The 21497-nt window shown below is 73.8% G+C and carries 21 protein-coding genes and 1 pseudogene; 13 read left to right on the top strand and 9 right to left on the bottom strand.

Going from position 1 to position 21497, the window contains the following annotated elements; genetic code table 11:
• Window positions 1-58: 58 nt before the first annotated feature.
• Window positions 59-991, top strand: coding sequence for a class A beta-lactamase (gene bla, locus ACIG5E_RS36295; RefSeq protein ID WP_396541028.1), 933 nt, complete (start codon window positions 59-61; stop codon window positions 989-991).
• A 212-nt stretch (window positions 992-1203) separates the two neighbouring features.
• Window positions 1204-1575: a hypothetical protein gene (locus ACIG5E_RS36290; protein ID WP_396541026.1), complete on the top strand. Its 372-nt coding sequence runs from the start codon at window positions 1204-1206 to the stop codon at window positions 1573-1575.
• Here ACIG5E_RS36290 and ACIG5E_RS36285 read toward each other — a convergent pair.
• Window positions 1532-1861 (bottom strand): annotated as a pseudogene (locus tag ACIG5E_RS36285) (nucleotide disphospho-sugar-binding domain-containing protein); the annotation flags it as partial. The gene ACIG5E_RS36290 and the pseudogene ACIG5E_RS36285 overlap by 44 nt on opposite strands.
• Between ACIG5E_RS36285 and ACIG5E_RS36280 the strand changes: the two are divergent.
• The 3 genes from ACIG5E_RS36280 (at window position 1829) to ACIG5E_RS36270 (ending at window position 3210) form a co-directional block, all read left to right on the top strand.
• A complete protein-coding gene (locus tag ACIG5E_RS36280) occupies window positions 1829-2371 on the top strand; it encodes a hypothetical protein (protein WP_396541054.1) in 543 nt (180 codons plus the stop codon). The pseudogene ACIG5E_RS36285 and the gene ACIG5E_RS36280 sit on opposite strands and share 33 nt — an antisense overlap.
• Window positions 2372-2632: 261 nt before the next feature.
• Window positions 2633-2809 carry a hypothetical protein gene (locus ACIG5E_RS36275; RefSeq protein ID WP_396541025.1) on the top strand — a complete coding sequence of 59 codons (177 nt, stop codon included), beginning with the start codon at window positions 2633-2635 and terminating at the stop codon, window positions 2807-2809.
• Complete coding sequence (locus ACIG5E_RS36270; RefSeq protein WP_396541023.1) at window positions 2806-3210, top strand: SRPBCC domain-containing protein; 405 nt, start codon at window positions 2806-2808, stop codon at window positions 3208-3210. Before ACIG5E_RS36275 ends, ACIG5E_RS36270 begins: the two co-directional genes overlap by 4 nt.
• 15 nt (window positions 3211-3225) lie before the next feature.
• Here ACIG5E_RS36270 and ACIG5E_RS36265 read toward each other — a convergent pair whose 3' ends face one another.
• From ACIG5E_RS36265 to ACIG5E_RS36255, 3 genes are all read right to left on the bottom strand, one after another.
• Window positions 3226-3627, bottom strand: a complete 402-nt coding sequence (locus tag ACIG5E_RS36265) for a pyridoxamine 5'-phosphate oxidase family protein (protein ID WP_396541021.1) — start codon at window positions 3625-3627, stop codon at window positions 3226-3228.
• Window positions 3628-3689: 62 nt separating this feature from the next.
• Complete coding sequence (locus tag ACIG5E_RS36260; protein ID WP_396541019.1) at window positions 3690-4319, bottom strand: MBL fold metallo-hydrolase; 630 nt, start codon at window positions 4317-4319, stop codon at window positions 3690-3692.
• Window positions 4319-5404, bottom strand: coding sequence for an S-(hydroxymethyl)mycothiol dehydrogenase (locus ACIG5E_RS36255; protein WP_396541017.1), 1086 nt, complete (start codon window positions 5402-5404; stop codon window positions 4319-4321). Before ACIG5E_RS36255 ends, ACIG5E_RS36260 begins: the two co-directional genes overlap by 1 nt.
• 610 nt (window positions 5405-6014) lie before the next feature.
• Between ACIG5E_RS36255 and ACIG5E_RS36250 the strand changes: the two genes are divergently transcribed.
• The 3 genes from ACIG5E_RS36250 to ACIG5E_RS36240 all read left to right on the top strand — a co-directional run bounded on the left by ACIG5E_RS36250 (window position 6015) and on the right by ACIG5E_RS36240 (window position 8822).
• Window positions 6015-7235, top strand: a complete 1221-nt coding sequence (locus ACIG5E_RS36250) for a cytochrome P450 (RefSeq protein ID WP_396541015.1) — start codon at window positions 6015-6017, stop codon at window positions 7233-7235.
• The gene (locus ACIG5E_RS36245; protein ID WP_396541013.1) at window positions 7232-7489 is read left to right on the top strand and encodes a ferredoxin; all 258 of its coding nucleotides are present in this window, start codon (window positions 7232-7234) and stop codon (window positions 7487-7489) included. The genes ACIG5E_RS36250 and ACIG5E_RS36245 overlap by 4 nt, the downstream gene beginning before the upstream one ends.
• 136 nt (window positions 7490-7625) lie before the next feature.
• A complete protein-coding gene (locus ACIG5E_RS36240) occupies window positions 7626-8822 on the top strand; it encodes an MFS transporter (RefSeq protein WP_396541011.1) in 1197 nt (398 codons plus the stop codon).
• On the opposite strand, the gene ACIG5E_RS36235 is transcribed toward ACIG5E_RS36240, so the two are convergent.
• From ACIG5E_RS36235 to ACIG5E_RS36225, 3 genes are read right to left on the bottom strand one after another with little or no spacing between them, the layout of a single operon-like run.
• The gene (locus tag ACIG5E_RS36235; RefSeq protein WP_396541009.1) at window positions 8815-9732 is read right to left on the bottom strand and encodes a LysR family transcriptional regulator; all 918 of its coding nucleotides are present in this window, start codon (window positions 9730-9732) and stop codon (window positions 8815-8817) included. The two genes, ACIG5E_RS36240 and ACIG5E_RS36235, sit on opposite strands and share 8 nt — an antisense overlap.
• A 35-nt stretch (window positions 9733-9767) precedes the next feature.
• Window positions 9768-10517: a hypothetical protein gene (locus ACIG5E_RS36230; protein WP_396541007.1), complete on the bottom strand. Its 750-nt coding sequence runs from the start codon at window positions 10515-10517 to the stop codon at window positions 9768-9770.
• Between the two features lie 5 nt (window positions 10518-10522).
• A complete protein-coding gene (locus tag ACIG5E_RS36225) occupies window positions 10523-11092 on the bottom strand; it encodes a hypothetical protein (protein WP_396541005.1) in 570 nt (189 codons plus the stop codon).
• Window positions 11093-11274: 182 nt separating this feature from the next.
• Between ACIG5E_RS36225 and ACIG5E_RS36220 the strand changes: the two genes are divergently transcribed.
• Window positions 11275-11574, top strand: coding sequence for a WhiB family transcriptional regulator (locus ACIG5E_RS36220; RefSeq protein ID WP_396541003.1), 300 nt, complete (start codon window positions 11275-11277; stop codon window positions 11572-11574).
• Window positions 11575-11705: 131 nt separating this feature from the next.
• Here ACIG5E_RS36220 and ACIG5E_RS36215 read toward each other — a convergent pair whose 3' ends face one another.
• Entirely contained in the window at window positions 11706-12920 is a 1215-nt protein-coding gene (locus tag ACIG5E_RS36215) for a phosphotransferase family protein (protein WP_396541001.1), read from the bottom strand.
• 124 nt (window positions 12921-13044) lie between these two features.
• A complete protein-coding gene (locus ACIG5E_RS36210) occupies window positions 13045-14028 on the bottom strand; it encodes a LuxR C-terminal-related transcriptional regulator (protein WP_396540999.1) in 984 nt (327 codons plus the stop codon).
• Window positions 14029-14398: 370 nt separating this feature from the next.
• Between ACIG5E_RS36210 and ACIG5E_RS36205 the strand changes: the two genes are divergently transcribed.
• From ACIG5E_RS36205 to ACIG5E_RS36190, 4 genes are all read left to right on the top strand, one after another.
• Window positions 14399-15643 (top strand): IS256 family transposase, encoded by a 1245-nt coding sequence (locus ACIG5E_RS36205; protein WP_396540997.1) that lies wholly within the window; start codon window positions 14399-14401, stop codon window positions 15641-15643.
• A gap of 338 nt (window positions 15644-15981) precedes the next feature.
• A complete protein-coding gene (locus ACIG5E_RS36200) occupies window positions 15982-16140 on the top strand; it encodes a hypothetical protein (protein ID WP_396540995.1) in 159 nt (52 codons plus the stop codon).
• A 107-nt stretch (window positions 16141-16247) separates the two neighbouring features.
• Window positions 16248-16460: an MbtH family protein gene (locus ACIG5E_RS36195; protein ID WP_396540993.1), complete on the top strand. Its 213-nt coding sequence runs from the start codon at window positions 16248-16250 to the stop codon at window positions 16458-16460.
• Window positions 16461-16602: 142 nt separating this feature from the next.
• Window positions 16603-21497 (top strand): amino acid adenylation domain-containing protein (locus tag ACIG5E_RS36190; RefSeq protein WP_396540991.1); only part of this gene is annotated, 4895 nt, incomplete at its 3' end.

Genomic DNA, 21497 nt, shown 5'->3' with positions numbered 1-21497 from the left:
AGCTGAGGCCACGGCCGGATCGGCCGGCCTTCCCGTACCCCTGATCTGGAGACCACCGATGACGTCCGCGTTCCGGCACCCCCGTACCGCCCTGCCCGCCGTCGCCCTGCTCGCGGCGGCCCTGACGACCGGCTGCGGGCACGGCAGCTCCGGCGGCGCCAGCACTCCGGCGGCGGCCGCGGCCACCACCGTCACGGCCTCCGCCCGCCCGACCGATGCTGCCTTCAAGGGACTTGAGCAGCACTTCGCCGCCCGCCTCGGCGTGTACGCGGTGGACACCGGCAGCGGCCGGGAGGTCGCCTACCGGCCCGACGAGCGCTTCGCCTTCGCGTCGACGATCAAGTCGCTCGCCGCCGGGGCCCTGCTGCGCGGGGCGACCGACGAGGAGCTGGACAAGGTGGTCACCTACCGCCAGGAGGACGTGCTGCAGTGGGCGCCGGTCACCTCCCAGCACGTGGCCACCGGCATGAAGCTGCGTGACCTGGCCGCCGCCGCCATCCAGTACAGCGACAACACGGCCGCCAACCTCGTCATGGCCGAACTCGGCGGCCCGGAGGCCGTCCAGCGGACCCTGCGCGAGCTCGGCGACCCGACCACCAACGTCGACCGCACCGAGCCCACCCTGAACGAGGCGACCCCGGGCGACCCCCGCGACACCAGCACGCCCCGCGCCTTCGCCGCCGACCTGCGCCGCTACGTCCTCGGCGACGTCCTGACGGAGGACCGGCGCCGGCTGCTCACCGACTGGCTGGTCGGCAACACCACCGGCGCCCCGTACATCCGCGCGGGCGTGCCCGCCGACTGGAAGATCGGCGACAAGACCGGCACCGCGGGCTACGGCACCCGCAACGACGTCGCCGTCGCCTGGCCCTCCGGCGGGCGCAGCCCGATCGTCCTGGTCGTGCTGTCCGACCGCGGCAAGCCCGACGCCACCTCCGACGACGCCCTGATCGCCGAGGCGACCAAGGCCGTCGTCACCGCCCTCGGCTGACCGTCGAACCACCGGGCAAGCCCGCAGGCCCACTTCGTGCGCCTCGACCATCTGGAGGCCTTCACCTTGTGACCCCGAAAGCGCCCGAGCGTCCGAAAACAGGCCCTTGTCACCGCGATCGGCCGCTGGCAGCATCGCCCCGTCCGGCCGTACCCCGGCGGAACCGTCCGCCGACGCGTGTGCCGGGTACCGATTGCCGGGGGAACCACACCGTGCTGCCTCGCCGTACTCCGCTGCGGACCACCCTCGCCGTCCTCGGCGCGGGCGCCGTCCTCGCCCTGACCACGTCCACGCCGGCCTTCGCCGTCGAGGGCGACTTCCCGATGCCCTCCACCCCGAACTGCGACGCCGTGCAGAAGATCGAGCCGCGTCTCTACACCGACGGCCTGTACCACGACTTCCAGGCCATCGACCCGACCCGGACCAACGGCCACTGCCAGTTCCTGGTCTGGGACAACGGCCAGATCCGGTACGACTCCTACAGCGGCGCCCAGTCCCCGTGGATCTACGACGGCCCGGGCCACTCCGTCCGGACCCAGATCATCGACAACTACGGCGGGCTCTCCTGGGGCATGTACAACTGATCCCGGCCTCCTGCCCGGTCAGTGGTCGAATCCTTCGTGGATACGGCCGAGGACGGCGGCGGAGCGGCTCGGCCAGGGCGGCCGTGATCGCGGCTGCGAGGTTCTGAGCGGTGAGGTCGTGGAACGGGATCGGCCGAGGGGCGACTCCCAGCCGGTGCAGACGGGCCGCCCAGAACGGCTGGTCGGCCATCACGGGGACGGGCACGGCGGGCACTCCGGCCCGCAGGCCCGCTCCGGCGGTGCCCGCCCCGGCGTGGTGGACCACGGCGGCCGTGTGCGGGAACATCGGGGGCCGGTATGGGAGGCCGCGGCCGTTCTACGGAGGGACCTCGACTGGTTCTCCCAGGAACTGCCCCGACAGGGCGTGGAAGCCCTCCTTCCCTGCCACAGCGACTGGGGCGAGCCGGTTCGTCCGCTGGACGGCGTCATCGGCGCGGGACTCGTCGACCGCAACTACCTCGAACTCGACAGGAAGCAGCGCCGGCTGGTGTGGGAGGCGCTGTCTGAGACCAACGACTTCGCGAGAGCGCACCAACTGCTCACCGACACGGGAGTGGAGCCAGAGCAGTACTCCATCTGCCTGTGGATGGCGGGATGGTATGCGACCCGCGGCGAAGTCGAGCACGGTGAGCGGATGCTGCTGGCCGCGCACAGCCGCTGGTGGCCTTTTGCCAAGTGGGACGCCATCCCCGATGCGCCCGTTCTCCAGCCGACCCTTCGTTTGGTCGTCACCGACAAGGTGCGCGACCATTACCTCACCAGTCCGATCGGCCCAGAAGCACAAGCAGCGGGGTGAAACGGATGTCCGGCAGCCCACTGGACCAGCTGATCGGCCGCGCCCGCGGCCCGATGGGCCCGGCGATCGAGCTCGACTTCGGCCGCGAGGCCGGGTCCGGGGCCGTCGACACAACGCCGACGGCCCCAGAGCAGAGAGCGTTTCAGCCGTGTTCCTCCGGGCGGCTCGGTCCACCAGCCCGTCGCTGCGACGTCGTAGATCGAAGCTCGAACTGGGGACGAGCGCAGCCAGCGCCGGCCGGCCGTGTCCGAGCATCCGGCGGTGCTCCGGAACGCCCAGCTGGTGAGGGAGGAGCCGCACGGGCGGCATCGGTACTACCACCTGGAGCCCGGGCCTCTGGTCGAGGTCGAGGACTGGCTCCACCCGTTTGAGCACTACTGGCGGACGCGGACGCGGACGCGTTCGCTGTACGAGCTCCTGGACGAGGAGAGTTCATGACCGAGAAGGCCGCGATCCACTGCGACGAGTTCCTGCCGTACCCGCCGGCGCGGGTGTGGGAGGCGTTGACCGATCCGGAGCTGCACGCGCGGTGGTGGGCCGCCGGGGACGTGAAGGCGGTGGTGGGCCACCGGTTCACGTTGGACATGGGGCCGTGGGGGCAGCAGCCGTGCGAGGTGGTCGAGGTGGAGGTGGAGCGGTTGTTGCGGTACAGCTTCGCCGCCGGGTCGCTGGACACCACCGTCACCTGGCGGTTGGTGCCCGAGGGGCACGGGACGCGGCTGCTGCTGGAGCACGCGGGGTTCGACCTGGACACTCCGATGGGTCGGCAGGCTCACCAGGGGATGGGGCAGGGCTGGCCGTCGGTGCTGCGCAGGATCGCCCCGGCGCTCGCGGAGTGAGGGGCCCGGTGGCCGTCAGGCGCGGCCGAGGACGCGCTGGACGGTGATCTCGATGACCACCCGGTCCGGGTTCTCCCGCGGCGTGCGGTAGCGCTCGGCGTAGCGGCGCTCGGCGTCGGCGACCTGCTCGGGCTCGTCGCGCAGGACGGCCGTTCCCTCCAGGGTGGACCAGCGTGCGCGGTCGACCTGGCAGAGCGCGACCGGCAGGCCCTCGGGCCCGGCGGCCGCGACGTTGCGGGCCTTGCGGCTGGTGCGGCTGGTGATGACCCGGGCCGTGCCGGTGGTCGGGGCGAAGGTGACGCCGACCGGCACCACGTGCGGGGTCCCGTCCGGGCGGGTGGTGGTCAGGGTGGAGATGTGCCGCTCGCGCCAGAAGGCGAGGAAGGCGTCGTCGAGGTCGCGCGGGTCGTGGGCCATGATCGCGATGGTACGGCCCCCGGAAAGTGATCAAATTCCCGGGGGGCCGTACCGGTACGGGGTCAGTGGCCGCGGGCGATCCACTCCGGCAGGGCCGGGGCCTCGGCGCCGATCGTGGTCGGGTCGCCGTGGCCGGTGCGCACCACCGTGTCGGCCGGGAGGGACAGCAGTCGCTCGCGGATCGAGTCGATGATGGTCGGGAAGTGCGAGAACGAGCGACCGGTCGCGCCCGGGCCGCCGTGGAACAGGGTGTCGCCGGTGAACACGGTGCCGAGCCCGGGCGCGTACAGGCAGACCGCGCCCGGCGCGTGGCCCGGGGTGTGCAGCACGGTCAGCTCGGTGCCTGCCACCTCGATCCGCTGGCCGTCGGCGAGTTCGCCGTCCGGCAACCGCTCGGGGTGGGTGAGCTTCCACAGCGGGAGGTCGTCCGGGTGCAGCAGGATCGGCGCGCCGGTGCGCTCGGCCAGGGCCGGGGCGGCGTCGACGTGGTCGTTGTGGGCGTGGGTGGAGACGATCGCCAGCAGTCGGCGCCCGCCGAGCGCGGCCTCGATGGCGTCGGCGTCGTGCGCGGCGTCGATCACCACCGCCTCCTCGTCGTCGCCGACGATCCAGACGTTGTTCTCCACCTCCCAGCTGCCGCCGTCGAGTTCGAAGGTCCCGGCGGTGACCAGCCGGTCGATCCGGGCGGCCATCAGAACACCACCACCGAGCGGAGGACGTCGCCGTGGTGCATGCGCTCGAAGGCCTGCTCCACCGCGTCGAGTTCGATGGTCTCGGTGACGAAGGCACCGAGGTCCAGCCGGCCCTGGAGGTACAGGTCGATCAGCATCGGGAAGTCCCGGGAGGGCAGGCAGTCGCCGTACCAGGAGGACTTGAGCGCGCCGCCGCGGCCGAAGACGTCCAGCAGCGGCAGTTCGAGGGTCATCTCGGGGGTCGGCACGCCGACCAGGACCACGGTGCCGGCGAGGTCGCGGGCGTAGAAGGCCTGCTGGTACGTCTCGGGGCGGCCGACCGCCTCCACCACGACGTCCGCGCCGTTGCCGCCGGTCAGCTCGCGGATCGCCTCGACCGGGTCGGTGGTGCGGGAGTTGACGGTGTGGGTCGCGCCGAGCTTACGGGCCGTCTCCAGCTTGCGGTCGTCGATGTCCACCGCGATGATCTTCGACGCGCCGGCCAGCCGGGAGCCCATCACGGCCGCCCCGCCGACGCCGCCGCAGCCGATAACGGCGACGGTGTCGCCGCGGCCCACGTTGCCGGTGTTGATCGCGGCGCCGAGGCCCGCCATCACGCCGCAGCCCAGCAGCCCGGCGACGGCCGGCTCGGCGGCCGGGTCGACCTTGGTGCACTGCCCGGCCGCGACCAGGGTCTTCTCGGCGAAGGCGCCGATGCCCAGCGCCGGGGACAGCTCGGTGCCGTCCAGCAGCGTCATCCTCTGCTTCGCGTTGTGGGTGTTGAAGCAGTACTGCGGGCGACCGCGCTTGCAGGCGCGGCACTGGCCGCACACCGCGCGCCAGTTGAGGACGACGAAGTCGCCGGGCTCGACCTCGGTCACGCCCTCGCCGACCGACTCCACGATGCCCGCGGCCTCGTGGCCGAGCAGGAACGGGAACTCGTCGTTGATGCCGCCCTCGCGGTAGTGGAGGTCCGTGTGGCAGACACCGCAGGCCTGGATCCGGACCACCGCCTCGCCCGGCCCCGGGTCCGGCACCACGATCGTGGTCACCTCCACGGGCGCACCCTTGGCGCGCGCGATGACTGCCTTGACCTGCTGGGCCATCCGATTCCACCTCCGTCGGCCGATGCGGCTCTGCACCGGCGTGACCTGCGACAAACGACCGCAGAACGACCGCAGAATGACTGCAGAAGGACTGCGGGAGAACTGTAGAAGCACTGCTGAAAGACAGCCTACGAAGGGTAGCGCCCACCCGGTCGGCCGCCGACGCGGCGCCCGCCCCCGCGCGGCCCGGCACCGAGGGGCGCGCGGGCGGCGCTGAGCTCCCGTCAGCGTGCTGCGAACTGCCCGGAAAGCGCCGCCGTTGGCTGGAAGTGCCGCAGACGGGCGCCGCGCCGTCCACGTACGGTCGTAGCTGAGACGGTCCACGCGACCACGCTCAGCACATCCGTCCCACCTGACGGCACGCCACCGCGCGCCGCGCGTGCCGGGCGCGCACCGACCGTACGCCCCCGCACGTTTCGCGCCATCCCGCGCACGGCCCGCGCCCCCGTGCGGGCAGCATTCCCCGTCCCACCGCACCACCCGGCACCACGCGCACCGCCGGCCCTGAGTCGAGCCGCCCCGGCCGAACCGCCCGTCCCCGCACCAAACCCCGGATCCACCCCCCGTCGGGCCGCCCCGCGCGGCCCCTGCCCTGGAGTCTGGAGTACGGATGTCCACCGAGAACAGTGCGACCGGTGCCGGCACCGGCACCGCCCCGCTCCCCCCGATGCACTGCCTGCGCCACCTGGAACCCGGCCCGCCCCGACTCGCCGCGCTGCCCACCGGCACCCCGGTCTGGCTGGTCAGTCGGCACGCCGACGTCCGGCAGGTGCTGACCGACCCGCGCCTGGGCCGCGCCCTGCTCTACGCACCGGACGCCCCGCCGCTCATGGTCACGCCGAACATCCTGGACGACCCGCAGAGCATGCTGAACATCGACGGCACCGAGCACCAGCGGCTGCGCCGCACCGTGCAACGGGCGTTCACCCCGCGCGCGATCGCCCGCTGGAAGCCCTGGGTGGCCTCGGTGGTCGAGTCGCTGATCGACGAGCTGATCGACCGGGGCTCCCCCGCCGACCTCGTCGGCGCCTACACCCGTCCGCTGCCGGTCGCGGTGATCAGCCGCCTGATGGGCCTGGACAACCTCGACAGCAAGCGCCTCGCGCACTGGAGCGACCACGCGCTCTCCACCACCGCCTACGGCGCCGAGGCGATCGGCACGGCGATGGCCGAGTTCGCCGCCTTCGGCGCCGAGGTGATCGCCGAGCGCCGCGCCGACCCGGGCGAGGACCTGGTCAGCAGCCTGCTCGCGGCCGCCGCCGAGGACGGCTCGATCAATGAGGGCCAGCTGATCGCGCTGGTCATCGGCCTTGTGGTGGCCGGGCACGAGACCACCATGACCAGCCTCGGCAACGCCCTGGTCTACCTGCTCCAGGACGGCCACGAGGCCTGGCAGCGGCTCGCCTCCGACGAGGCCAGCGCCGCCGCCGCGACCGAGCAGATCCTACGCGCCGTCCCGCTCGGGGACGCCGCGGAGCACATGCCCGGGCTGCTGCGCCGCACGGTGGAGGACGTCGAGATCGGCGGGGTGGTCATCCCGGCCGGCAGCGTCGTCGCCGCCGACACCGGCACCGCCAACCAGGACCCGGAGGTCTTCACCGGGGACCTGCGCACCGAGCTGTTCTCCCCGCTGGCCGCGCCGACGCTCACCTTCGGCGCCGGACCGCACCACTGCCTGGGCGCCTGGCTGGCCCGGATGGAGCTCGAACTCGCCCTGCACCGGCTCGCCCGACGGCTGCCCGCGCTGCGGATGGCCGACCCGGTCCAGGACATCGACTGGCGGCGCGGGCTGCTCACCCGCAGTCCCAACGCGCTGCGGGTCACCTGGTGACGGGCTCCGCCGAGACGGAGCCGGTGGTGGTCCGGGTCGACCGCGACCGCTGCATCGGCTCCGGGATGTGCGCCCTGAGCGCCCCCGAATCACTGGCCCTGGACGCCGACGGACGGGCCCGCCCGGTGGCCGAATACGCCGACGGGGGCGCGGAGTTGACGGACGGGCTGGCCGAGGCGGTGGAGTACTGCCCAGTCGAGGCGCTGGCCCTCCACTCGGCGCGCGGCGGCTATCGGATCGCCCCGGCGGAGTGACGGTCCGGCCGGTGTCGCCTGTTGCACGTGCGGCAGGCGACACCGGCCCAACCGTCCCGGATCAATGAGCCCGGCTAATCGGTCGATGAGCTATTCGATCTTGTTCGGCCCTCCCGCCCGCTGGTGAGCTGACCGCATGACGAATGCGGAAACCCTCGCACCCCCGAGCGCCCCACCCACCGGCCACCGCTGGTCACCCGTCCTCGCCGTCGCCCTGGCCACCTTCACCGTGGTGTCCTCCGAGATGATGCCGGTCGGCCTGCTCACCCCCATGTCCCACAGCCTCGGCGTCTCCGACGGCACCACCGGCCTCTCCCTCACCATCACCGGCCTGATCGCCGCCGTCCTCTCCCCCTTCACCCCGGTGCTCGTCGGCCTGCGCGACCGCAGGGCCGTCCTGATCGCCTTCATGCTGCTGCTCGGCCTCGCCGACGCGATCAGCGCCCTGGCCCCGAACTTCCCCGTCCTGGCCCTCGGCCGCATCCTGCTCGGCGCCGCCATGGGCGTCGTCTGGGGCCTCGCCGCGAGCCTCGGCCCGCGCCTCGTCGACGGCCCCCGCACCGCGCTCGCCATGACGCTGATCTTCTCCGGCGTCTCGATCGCCTCCGTGCTGGGCGTCCCGCTCGGCACCTACCTCGCCGCGCTGCTCGACTGGCGCGCCGCGTTCTGGGCGCTCGCCCTGCTCGGTGCCGTCTCCGCCGCCGTGCTCGCCGCCACCCTCCCCGCTCTGCCCGTCACCGAGCGCGGCCGGCTGGACGGCCTCACCGGCGCCCTGCGCAACCGGGGCGTCGCCGCCGGCACCGCCATCACCGCGTTCGTCGTCCTCGGCCACTTCGCCGGCTACACCTACGTCCGCCCGGTCCTCGAAGCCGACGCGGGCCTGAGCAGCGGCGTCATCGCCACCTGCCTGCTGGTGTACGGGCTGGCCGGCGTCGCCGGGAACTTCACCCTCGGCCCGCTGTCCGGCCGCCGCCCCAAGCCCGCCGTCGCCCTCGCCCTCTCCGGCGTCACCCTGGCCGCGGCCCTGCTACCGTCCGCCATCGGCAGCGTCGTCACCGTGCTGCTCGTCCTGGTCGTCTGGGGTGCCTCGTACGGCGGGGTGTCGATCTCCACCCAGACCTGGGTCCGCACCGCCGACCCGAGCCGGATCGAGGCCTCGGCGGCCGTCTGGGCGGGCGTGTTCAACGCGAGCATCGCGCTCGGCTCGCTGGCCGGCGGGCTGGTCGTCGACCGGGCCGGGAACCACGCCGTCCTGTTCACCGCGGCCGCACTGACCGCCGCCGGACTGCTGCTCAGCGTCCTCACCCGCCCGGTCCGCGGTCAGGTCAACTGACCTCGGCCACCAGCAGCTCCACGAACCGGCCGGCCAGCCGGTGCGGCCGGCTCCCGCTCTGCACCACCTGCAGGGCGGTCGGCTCCAGCTCCGGCACCGGCAGGTAGCGGATGTCCGGCCGCGGCACGTAGCGCGTGCTGACCTCGCACAGCAACAGCCCCCAGCGGGTGCTGGCCACCATCGACAGCCCCTCCTGCACGGTGGCGGCACCCGCCGGATAGGCCAGCTCCCGCCCGCTCGGCGTACGCCGCGGGGCGTTGGCCAGCCGCCAGTACTCGGGCGCCGCGCCGCGCGGCTCGATAAGCGGCAGCGCGGCCAGCTCCTCGGCCGAGACGCTCTCCGCCGAGGCCAGGCGCTGCGCGGCGGCCACCGCGACGAAGACAGGCTGCCGGGAGAACTCCAGCAGCACCTCCAACCCCGGCTCCCGGCACGGGGCGAGCGCGATCGCCAGGTCGATCTCGCCCCGGCCGAGGTGCGAGAACGGATCCCCCCAAGGCAGCTCCACCAGCTGCGCGGCGCCCTCCGGCAACCGCCCGATCGCCCGCGCCACCGGCTCGTACACCGCGCACTGGAACCCGATCCGCAGCGGCCGGTCGGCCGCCGCGGCCCGCGCCCGGGCGTCCTCGTACCCCTCCCGCAGCCGCGCGAAGGCGGGCACCACCTGCGCGGCCAGAGCCCGGCCAAGCTCGGTCAACTCGACCCGGCGGCTGGTGCGTTCGAACACCGCCGCACCGACCCGGCCCTCCAGCCGCTTGATCAGCTGCGACACCCGCCCCTGCGAGACCCCGAGCAGCTCCGCCGTCCGCCCGAAGTGCAACTGGTGCACCAGGACGGAGAAGCACTCCAGCTCCTGCAACGGCAGCTCGGGCAGCACCGGCGACGGCACCGGGTTCGGGGGCGTACGTTCCACCCGGGCAGCTTATGCCGCGGGCGGACCCTCCTCACTCAGCTCTGCAGCAGACGGTTGAAGAAGGTGCGGTACTGCTGGAGGGCGACCCGCAGTTCCTCGGTCTCGACCGCGTCACCGCGGTTCCACTGGCTCTCCAGGCTGTGGCGGCGCTCGGCGAAGGAGTCCGCCAGCCGCTGCATGAGGTCGGCTACGAGGCCGTCCGCCGTGTGGACGGCCTGACGGGGATCGTCGACGAAGTCCGTCTGCACCTGTTGCCAGCGCTCGCGCAGTTCCTGGGTCTCGGCGGCCGGGAGCAGCGGTTCGCGGTCCTGGCCGCGGTCGTCGTCCGACCGGTCCGTGGTCTCGCCCTCCTCGGCCCTGGTCGTGTGAGCGCCCGTCCCGTCCGGGCCGGTGCCGGGCTGGGGCGAGTCGGTGCTGGTGTTTCCGGTGTCACCGGTGCTTTCGGTGTCACCGGTACTTTCGGTGCCGCTGGTGTTTCCGGTGTCACCGGTGTTTTCGGTGCCACCGGTGTTTTCGGTGCCACCGGTGTTTTCGGTGCCGTTCTCCGTCGGGTCGGTGCTCCGTTCCGGGCCGTCCGGGGCGGGAGTGTCGTACCCCTGCTCCTCGCCGGGCGGCCGGTCGGTGGCGTCGCCCGGGAAGACGGCCCGCTGTGTCCCTCCCTCGTGTTCCTCGGAGCCGAACGCCGTGGCGGCCTGCTCCGCGGGCCCGGTCCGGTGTTCGTCGTCGGCTGCGGGGGTGTTCTCGGTGGTCATCCGGCCCTTGTCGTCGAAGTGCATCCGCGACATGCCTGTCATCTCCGTTCGGTCTTCGTGCCCCGGCCGGGCGGCTCGTCACCGTTCAGGAGCTCCGTGAACAGCGCGCGGTAGTGCACCATCGCGCCCCGGAGTTCCTCGGTGGTGGCGTCGTTCCGTTGGGCCGAGGCGTTGATCGTGTGGGCCGCGCGATAGTGCTCCAGCGTCCGCCCGTGTTCGACGGACAGGTCCCGAAGCTGCTGTTCGTAGTTCTCGGTGGGGTAGCCGCGGTCGTGCATCAACAGGGTGACCAGCCGGTCGGCGTGCTGGACGGCTTCGCCCGGCCGGTCGACGAACTCCTGCTGGACCCGCGTCCAGTCCTGGGCGTACTGCTGTCTCGTGTCCACCGACAGCGGCCTGATACTCAGCTGTTCGTGGCGTTGTTCCCGTTCCCGCAGCTCCCGCTCGGCGGACCGCTGGCTGCCGGAACGGCGGACGGCGCGCTCGTACTCCGGGCCGAACTGTTCCCGCAGTCGGCGGCGGCGGTTCACGAACCACAGCACCGCGCCGATCAGGATCAGCACGACCACGACGGGGACAATGATCGCAATGAGGGTCCCGGTTGACATCAGGTCCTCCTCGTCCTTCGGTGCCGAGCCGCTGCCCTGAATCAGCGGGTCGAAACGTCCTCCGGCGGGGGACCTTCCCGTCATGGCTCCCCGAACGGAATCCGGCGGCGGCCGGGCATGTGCCCCACGGATCGGGATAGACGAGCGGGTGGTAACGGCCACCCATTCGGAAGGAGCCTCTCGTGGCTGACGTCAAACGCCTTCCCGGAGCATTCGAGCACCACTGGTCCTGGCAGTTGCAGGGGGCCTGCCGCACCGTCGACACCAGCGTCTTCTTCCACCCGACCAACGAGCGCGGGGCCGCGGCGGTGCGACGTGACCAGGCGGCGAAGTCGGTGTGCGCTCGCTGCCCGGTCCTCCTGGAGTGCCGCCGGTACGCCCTGGAGGTCCGGGAACCCTACGGTGTGTGGGGCGGACTGACCGAGGACGAGCGCCACGCCCTGCTCGCCCGCCGACGCGGACGGTCCCGCACGGCCGCGTAGTACGGCCACCGGCCCGGACGGCCGCCCGGGTGCCTGCGGTTACCCGCTGTGGCCGTCACCGTCATCGCCGTCCTCGCCGTCCTCGCAGTCCTCGCAGTCCTCGCCGTCCGGGAACGACCGGGCCCGGCGCCCTATCCCGCCCGGCGCCCGCAGGCCAGGGCAGCGCGCAGTTCGGCGGCCGGGTCGCCCTCGTGGTACGGGCGTTCGCTGGGCTCGATGTGGTCCAGGAACTCCTGGTACCGCAGCGCGTAGGACACGTGGTAGAGCGGCTCGGCGAGTTCGAGGGCGCGCTGAGGGTCCGAGCCGGGGACGTGCCGCCGCCAGGCGGCCGTCCAGACCTCGGCGTGGTGCCGCCGGGCCTCCGGGGTGAGGTAGGCGCGGGGGCGCAGGCCGTCGAGGGCGGGGTGGCCGAGGCAGGCGTCGGCGTAGTCGACGACGACCGGGCTGCCGTCGTTGGTGCGCCAGTTGCCGGGGTGGAAGTCGCCGTGCAGCAGCGTCTGCGGGAGCCCGCAGCCGGCCAGCTGCTCCAGTAGCGCGGGCAGGCCGGCGGCGAACTCCCGCAGCCGGTCCCGTTCTTCGGCCGTCAGCTCGGTCTCGGCGGGGAGCCGGTCCAGCAGCGCCACCAACTGGGCGTGCAGCGCGGCGGGCGTACGGTCGCGCAGGCCCGCGAGCGCGGCCGGGCGCTCGGCCAGGGCCGCCTGGGCGGCGACGAAGCGCGGGAGGACGTCGGCGACGGTCTCGGTGGACGGGCTCCAGCAGTCCTCGCCGGGGATGTGGTCGAGCAGCAGTCGGCCGTGGGCCGGGTCGGCGGCGAGGACGGTCGGGACGAGCGAGGGATCGACGGCGCCGAGCAGCGCGATGACCTCCCCCTCCAGGGCGTTGAACCGCGGGCTGGTGGTCTTCAGCCAGGCGTCGGTGCCGGTGGCGGTGGGGAGTCGGAAGAGCGCGGACAGGTTCCAGGTCCGGATCTGTCGCGCGGCGGCGGCCGGACGTCCCATGGCGGCGAGTCGGGTCTGCGCCCAGGCCAGCGCCGCGCCCAGGCCCTCGGGCGTGGCCCAGGCGGCGCGCCGGGCGGCGGGCGCCAGCAGGGCGGCCGTTTCGCCGTCCAGCGGGCGGGGTTCGAGGGCGGTCGGCCGCTGGAGCGCCTCGGCGTGGTAGCGCACCCGGCCGCCGTGGCCGGGATCGTCGCTCTGCCCGTCGACCAGCCTGGTCACCAGCACCGGTACTCCGGCCAGTTCCGTCGCCCGCGCGACGACGCCGTCCACCGAGGACCACCATCCGAGGTCCGCCTCGAACGGGCCCAACCGCCCGAAGTACTCGTCCCCGTGGGTGAGATCGAACGTCACGGTCCGGCTGCTCGCTCGCTGCATCCGGGCAGCTTCGCCGACGAGCCCCTCGGAACGCGAACGGTTTTCCACGAGGCCGGGCGGGCTCGAAGCCTTTCCGAGGGGCCCTGCACCTGACGCCCTGTCAGAGCTCGTCGAGCGGTTCGTCCAGCACGCCCTCGCGCGCGATGATGTAGCCGAGGTGGCCGCGGCTGCGGCTGCCGAGGAGTTCGCTGGCCTTCTGGATGTGGCTGGAGACGGTGCGGGTGCTCATGCCGAGGCGGGAGGCGATGGCCTCGTCGGTGAAGCCGTTGACCATCAGCCGCAGCACGTTGCGGCGGGTGCGGTCGGTGAGCAGCTGGGGGCGGTGGCGGCCCTCCAGATAGGTGACGGGCTCGGCGCGTTCCCACATCAGCTCGTAGATCTTGAGCAGGTACTCGACCAGCGGCGGGTACTGGATGAGCACCGCGGCGGCCTCGCGCTTGGCGCCGGCCGGGATGAAGGCGGTGGAGCGGTCGCAGATGATGACCCGGTCGAAGACCTCGTTGAGGGTGCGCACCTGGGCGCCGCGGGCGGTGACCTGCTCGATGTAGGCGAGCGTCGGGCCGTGTGAGCGCACCGTGTGCTGGTAGAGGGTGCGTTGGCGCACGCCGCGTTCGGCGAGGGCGAGGTCGCGCGGGAGGGCGTCGGCGAGCTGGTCGGCGCCGCGGCCGCCGCCGGGCTGGGCGGTGCGCAGTTCCTCGGTGCAGGCGGCGACGGCCTTCTCCAGCGCGGGGTTGATCTCCTCGCCGGCCAGCCGGCGGATCGGGAGCTGGGCCTGTCTCATCACGTCCTGGTAGGCCTGCTCGGCGGCGGTGAAGGCGGTGCGCAGTTCGGCGAGCTGCTCCTGGTGGGCCAGTACGGCGAGTTCGAGCGGCCGGGTGAGGCCGGTGACCGCGAGGTCGGGCGGGACGGGGGCGAGCCGCTGCCCGGCGCCGGGCAGGGTGCGCAGCAGGCCCATGCTGAGCAGGCATTCGGGGGCCTGCCCGGCGGCGCCGCCCTCGGCGAGGGCGGTCCGGTAGTACTCGATACCCCGGTCACAGAGTTGGGGTGTCCCCTTTTCCGTGCAGGTGTCCTGGGATACGCACATCTGGGCATCCTTCCGGCTTCGGCATTGCGCTTTCACGAATGCCCGTACCGGCAACAGCCAGGCACCCGAAGGGGCAGGATGGTGCTTGCCTGCCGTTCGGACACATCCCCCCCGGGCCACGACAGCCGCGAGTGTACGCCCTGAAGGCGCGGAAATCAGCGGTTCACGGCGAAACCGGGCATGCCTGGCAACGGCGTCCGACGGTGGTGACGGCGAGGACGACCGTACCTGGGTGCGGTAACGGGCGGATGGCCGCCGCATTGCACGTGTCGACCGCGAGGGCGGCCGGAGCGAACAGCCGGTGGACCGGCCGGCCGACGGACGGAGGGCACCCTTGTTGCGAGCTGGTCCCGACCCGCAGCCCCCACCCGTGGACCTGGCCGAGCTGGTGGACCAGCGGCTGGTGCGGCAGCTCGCGGAAGCCGCCGCCGCGCAGGTCGGTTCCGGTGCGGTGCGGTTGCTGGGCGACGGCGGGCTGTTGCAGGCGCTCGCCAAGCAGTTGATCGAGCGCGCGCTGGAGCTCGAACTCCAGGAGCACCTGCGCGGCGCCGGCGCCGACAGCCCCGCCGGTGCCAACGGCCGTACGGGCGCCGGCCGTCCCGGCGGCCCCAACGGCCCCAACGGCGCGCGGGCCAGACGGCTGCTCACCGAGATCGGTCCGGTGGAGGTGCGGGTGCCGCGCGACCGCGACGGCAGCTTCGCCCCGCGTACGGTACGGCCCCGGGCCCGTCGGCTGCCCGGCCTCGACCGGCTGGTGGTCTCGCTCACCGCGCGCGGACTCAGCTCGGGCGAGCTGGTGGCGCACCTGGCCGAGGTGTACGGCGTGGAGCTCAGCCGGGAGACCGTCTCGGTGATCACCGACCAGGTGCTCGACGAGCTCGCCGACCGGCGCGGGCGCCCGCTGGACCCGGTCTACCCGGTGGTCTTCCTCGACTCGGTGCGCAGCGGCCGGTCGGGCGGCCCGCTGGTGCACCTGGCGCTCGGGATCTCCGCCGACGGTCTGCGTGAGGTGCTGGGCCTGTGGCCGGCCGCGGACGGAGAGCACTGGCCGGAGGTGCTGGCCGACCTGGCCGAGCGCGGGGTGCGCGAGGTCTGGGTGCTGGTCGGCGACGCCGGCGCGGGGCTGGCCGAGGCGGCGGCCGCGCGGTGGCCGCGCACGGTGGTGCACACCTCGGTCGCCCACCTGCTGCACGCCGCGCTGCGGCACGCGCCGGGCGAGGACTGGAGCGGGCTGGCACGGGCCCTGCGCGAGATCTGCACGGCGCCCACCGAGGCGGCGGCGCTGGAGCGGCTGGGCCGGGCCGAGCGGGAGTGGGGCCCGAGCCACCGGGAGGTGTTCCGGGTGTGGCGGGCGGCCTGGCCGCTGCTCGCGCCCGGCTTCCGGTTCGGGCCCGAGGCGCGCCGACTGCTCGCGGGCGGAGGCGCGCTGGAGCGGCTGCACGCCCGGTTGCGCCGGATCGAGCAGACCGCGGGTCGGGTGCGGGACGAGCGGGCGGCGCTCAAGCGGGTCTATCTGGCGACGCTCGCCCTGGAGTCGCCGGCCGGGGCGGGTCGGCCGTGGGCCGGGGACTGGCCGGCCGTCCGGGAGGAGCTGTGGCGGGGGTCCCGGCACTGACCCGGCACTTAGCCCGGGATCCAAGGAGCCTCAAGTAGCCTCAAGTCGGCCACCGGAGCGGGGAGTTCCGGCCATCGAGCCCGGCTTTCGGCCACGAAGTCACTGTTCCGGCCACTGCGCCGGGCCTCCGCGCGCCCGGCTTCCCACCACTGATCTGACAGAGCCAGGTGCTCTTTGCATCAGATCTGCCCGTTTTTGACACAGTCTGTTCACGCTTCCGGTTCCCGCATTGCGTGATCCCGATAACGGCCAGAGCTTCCACGTCAGTTTGAGCCTCGGCAGGATTCATTCACAGCGAGGAGCGCACACACCGCCCGCCTCAGGAAGAGGAATTCGCCATGACGAATCTTGCCGCTCGCATTCACAAGATGCTCGGGATTCTGGCCGTTCTGCTGGTTGCCCTCGTCGGCCTCCAGAACCACAGCGGACCGTATCAGTCCACCGCTGCCGCCGGGCCCTCGGCCATGCACGGGGACGACTCCGGCTGGGGCCCGTGAACGCATTGACGCGAAGCCGGTGAACCGTGAGTCGATGCAGTCCGTTCACCGTGCTCCGGCGCAATTCCCCCCTCCTCGTAATTCTCCGAACAGAGAGGAAACCGAAGATGGCGAACCCGTTCGAGGACCCGGAGACCGAGTACCTCGTCCTGGTCAACGACGAGGGCCAGCACTCGCTGTGGCCGGTCTTCAGCCCGGTGCCCGACGGCTGGCAGCAGGTCTTCGGCGCCGCCGGACGCCAGGACTGCGTCGACTACGTCGAGCAGCACTGGCAGGACCTGCGGCCGAAGAGCCTGGTCGCCCACCTGTCCGGCCACTGACCGCGGCGCCACCCCGGCGCCACCCCGGCGCCACCCCACCGGCACCGAACCACCCCACCACACGCTCCGCCGGCCGCCCGGACAGCCCGGGTCGACCGGGCCGACCGCCCCGCGGGTCAAGCCGCACGAGGGAGAGACGCACATGTCCGGGGACCAGCAGACGCACAGAGCCGATCCGCGGCCGGCATCGGCCGAGGTGCTGTGTCGACTGTTCGCGGAGGTGCTCGGCCGGGAGTCGGTCGACCCCGCGGCGGGCTTCTTCGAGTTGGGCGGTGACCGGCCCGCCGCCGTGCGGCTGCTGGCCCGGGTCCGCGCCGAGCTCGGCTTCCGCGTGCCGCTGCCACTCCTGCTGGACGCCCCCACCCCGTCCGCACTGGCCACCCGGCTGGCCGACCGGGCCCCGGCCCGCCCCGACCCGCGCCCGACCCTCACCGAGCTGGTCGACGCCCAGGTCGCCCGCACCCCGCGGGCCCCCGCGCTGTACGCGGACGACGCCACCCTCACGTACGCCGAGCTGGACGCCCGCGCCAACCGGCTGGCCCGGGTCCTCGCGGACCGCGGCCTGGGCACCGAGGACGTCGTCGCGCTCGCCCTGCCGAAGTCCGCCGAGGCGGTCGCCGCGATCCTCGCCGTGGCCAAGACCGGCGCCGCCTGGCTGCCCGCCGACCCGGCCTACCCGGCCGAGCGGCTGCGCCACATGCTCACCGACTCCCGCGCCGCCCTGGTGCTCACCACCGCCGCGACCGCCGAGCGGCTGCCCGACACCGGCGCGCCCCGGCTGCTGCTCGACTCCCCAGAGCACCTCGCCGCGCTCGCCGACCGGCCCGGCACCCCGTTCGGCGCCGCGGAGCGGGTGCGGCCGCTGAGCGCCGGGAACACCGCGTACGTCATCTACACCTCCGGCTCCACCGGGGTGCCCAAGGGCGTGGCCGTCACCCACACCGGGCTGCCCAGCATGATCGGCACCCAGGTCGCCGCCACCGGGGTCGGCCCCGGCAGCCGGGTGCTCCAGGCCGCCTCGCTCAGCTTCGACGTGTCCGTCTCCGACCTGGCGGTGGCGCTGACCACCGGCGCCGCGCTCGTTCTCCCCCGCGAGCAGAGCCAACTGGTCGGCGACGAGCTGGCCGCCCTGATCGACCGGTACGGCGTCACCCACGCCGACGTCGCCACCGCGATGGCCGCCACCCTGCCGGACGCCCCGCTGCCCACCCTGCGCACCCTGATCGGCGGCGGCGAGGCGATCCCGCGCGAGCTGGCCGCCAGGCTCGGCCGCGACCGGCTGATGCTCAACAGCTACGGGCCGACCGAGACCACCGTCATCGTCACCATGAGCGAGCCGCTGACCGGCGCGGAACAGCCCCCGATCGGCCGTCCCTGCCAGGACGTACAGGTCCATGTGCTGGACGAACGGCTGCGCCCGGTCGAGCCGGGCACCGTGGGCGAACTGTACGTCTCCGGCCCGCACCTGGCCCGCGGCTACCTGGGCCGCCCAGGACTGACCGCCGACCGCTTCGTCGCCTGCCCGTTCGGCGAGCCCGGGCAGCGGATGTACCGCACCGGCGACCTCGGCAGCTACCGGCCGGACGGCCAGCTGGACTTCCTCGGCCGGGCCGACGACCAGGTGAAGATCCGCGGATTCCGGGTGGAGCTCGGCGAGATCGAGCAGACCCTCTCCGCCCACCCCGGGGTGCGCCAGGCCGTGGTGCTGGTGCGCGAGGACCGCCCGGGCGAGCGCCGGCTGGTCGGCTACACCGTCGGCGCCGCCGACCCGGCCGAGCTGCGCGCCCACTGCGCCGGGCGGCTGCCCGACCACATGGTGCCCACCGTCGTGGTGCTCGACCGGCTGCCGCTCACGCCCAACGGCAAGGTGGACAAGCGCGCCCTGCCGGCACCGGCGTTCGGCGCGGGCGAGGAGGGCGGGCGGGCCCCCGCCGGGGAGCTGGAGCACACCCTCGCCCGGCTCTTCGCCGAGGTGCTGGGAGTACCCCGGGTGGGTGTCACCGAGTCCTTCTTCGAGCTCGGCGGCGACTCCATCGTGGCCATCCAGCTGGTCTCCCGGGCCCGGCACGCCGGGCTGCGGCTCACCCCCCGCTCGGTCTTCGACGCCCCGAGCGTCGAGGCGCTGGCACGGATCGCCCGCCCGCTGGAGGGCCCGGTCGCCGTCGAGCCCGCCGGGGCCGGCCTCGGCGAGGTGCCGCCGACGCCCATCGTGCACTGGCTGTCCGAGCAGCACGGCCCCGTCGAGAGCTTCTACCAGTCCACCCTGCTCACCCTCCCCGCCGGCACCGTGCACGCCGAACTGCTCACCGCCCTGCAGGCCCTGCTCGACCACCACGACGCCTTCCGGGCCCGCACCTCCCCGCTCGCCGAGCGCCCCTGGGCACTGCACGTCCCCGGCCCCGGCGCCGTCCCCGCCGAGTCCGTGCTGCGCACCGCCGCCGGCCCGGCCGCCGGAGAGGCGCTGCGCGCCGCGACCGAGGCCGCCCGCGACCGCCTCTCGCCCGAGGACGGCCGGATGCTCCAGGCCGTCCGCTTCGACGCCGGTCCGGAGCTGCCGTCCCAGCTTCTGCTGGTGATCCACCACCTGGTGGTGGACGGCGTCACCTGGCGCATCGTCGAGGAGGACCTGCTCGCCGCGCTCGCCGCCGTCCGCGAGGGCCGCGAACCGGCGCTGCCGCCGGTGCCCACCTCCTTCCGCCGCTGGGCCCAGCGGCTCACCGCCGAGGCCCGCACCGACCGCCGGGCCGCCGAACTCCCCTTCTGGCAGGCCGCCCTGGCCACCCCGGACCCACTGCTCGGCGCGCGGCCCCTCGACCCCGCCCAGGACACCTATGCCACCGAGGGCACCCTGCGCCTCGTCCTGCCCGCCGGGACCACCCAGGCGCTGCTCACCCGCGTCACCGCCGCCTACCACGCCCAGGTCAACGACGTCCTGCTCACCGCGCTGGCGCTCGCCCTCGGCCACTGGCGCGGCGAGGCCCCGGCCGGGCCGGACGGCGCGGTGCTGCTCAGCCTGGAGGGCCACGGCCGCGAGGAGATCGTCGACGGCGTCGACCTGCACCGCACCGCCGGCTGGTTCACCTCCGTCCACCCCGTGCGGCTCGCCCCCGGGGCGCTGTCCTGGTCCGAGGTCACCGCCGCCGGCCCCGAACTGGGCCGTGCCCTCGGCCGGGTGAAGGAGCAGTTGCGCGCCGTACCGGACAACGGCATCGGCTACGGCCTGCTGCGCCATCTCAACCCGGCCACCGCCGAGCCGCTCGCCGGGTACGCCGAACCGCAGGTCGAGTTCAACTACCTGGGCCGCTTCCAGCCCGAGGGCGTCACCGCCGAGGACGTGCTCGCCGGGGCCGAGGCGATGACCGAGGGCGCCGCCCCGGGCCTGGCGCTCGGCCGGGTCCTGGGCCTGGACGCCACCACCGTCGACACCCCGCAGGGCCCGCTGCTGGTCGCCCAGTGGTCCTGGGCCGGTGAACTGCTCGACGAGGAGCGGGTCCGCGCGCTCGCCGAGGCCTGGTTCACCGCGCTGGGCGCCCTCGCCGAGCACGCCGACCGGCCGGACGCCGGCGGGCACACCCCCTCCGACTTCCCGCTCGTCGCCCTCGGCCAGGAGGAGCTGGACCGGCTCGCCGAACTCCACGCCCCCGCCGCCCTGGTGGACGTCTGGCCGACCTCCCCGCTCCAGCAGGGCATGGCCTTCCACGCCGCCTACGACGCCGACGGAGCCGACGTCTACACCTCCGTCTGCACCTTCGACCTGACCGGGCCGGTCGACGCGGACCGGCTGCGCACCGCCGCCGAGGCGCTGCTGCTGCGCCAGCCCAACCTCAAGGCCGGCTTCCACCAGCGCCCCGACGGCCCGCCCGTCCAGGCCGTGCCGGACCGCGTCGACCTGCCCTTCACCGTCCTCGACCTGACGGCCCACGTCGACCCGGCGGCCGAGGCCGACCGGATCGCCGCCGCCGAGTACGGCCGCCGCTTCGACCTCACCCGGCCGCCGCTGCTGCGCTACACCCTGCTCACCCTGGCCCCCGGCCGGCACCGGCTGATCGCCGCCGCCCACCACATCCTGCTGGACGGCTGGTCCACCCCGCTGTTCGCCGAGGAGCTGTGGGGCCTGTACTTCCAGCAGCCGCTGCCCCCGGCCGCCCCCTACCGCGAGTACCTGCACTGGATCACCCGGCGCGACGGCGCCGCCGCCCGTACCGCCTGGGCCGCAGCCCTCGCCGGCGTGGACGAGCCCACCCTGCTCGCCCCGGGCCGCACCCCCGCCACCCCGCAGCTGCCGCTGCGCCTGCACACCGGCCTCGCCCCCGAGGCCACCGAGGCCCTGGGCCGCACCGCCCGCCGCTACGGCGTCACCCTCAACACCCTCGTCCAGGCCGCCTGGGGCGTGCTGCTGGCCCGGCTCACCGGGCGGGAGGACGTGCTCTTCGGCACCACCGTCTCCGGGCGGCCGCACGACCTGCCGGGCGTGGAGCGGATGATGGGCCTGCTGATCAACACCGTGCCGGTGCGGGTCACCCTCGACCCGGCCGAGAGCTGGGGGCAGCTGCTGCTGCGCCTGCAGCACGAACAGTCCGCGCTGCTGGAGCACCAGCACCTCAGCCTCACCGAGATCCAGCAACTCGCCGGGCTGGGGAGCCTGTTCGACACCGTCACGGTGTACGGCAACTACCCCGACCCGTCCGCCCTGGACGAGGCCGACCCTAGCGGCGCCACCCATGTCACCCTGGTCGAGGACGTCGACAGCGCCCACTACCCGCTGCTGCTCGCCCTCACCCCCGGCGACGGCCTCCAGCTGCGCCTGGACCACCAGCCGGACGCCTTCGGCCCCGCCGAGGCGCGCGCCCTGCTGGACCGCTTCCTCGCGCTGCTCGACCGGATCGTGGCCGATCCGGTCGAACTCGTCGCCACGGTCGACGTGTTGACTTCTGAGGAGCGGGAGCAGCTGCTGTCGGGCTGGCATGGCCCGGTCACCGGGCTGCCGTCGGGGGCGGTGCCGGAGCTGTTCGAGGCGCAGGCCGCCGCGACGCCGGA

This window comes from Kitasatospora sp. NPDC053057 (assembly GCF_044546945.1).
Classification (GTDB): Bacteria; Actinomycetota; Actinomycetes; order Streptomycetales; family Streptomycetaceae; genus Kitasatospora.
This window is presented reverse-complemented; position numbering and strand designations above follow the sequence as displayed.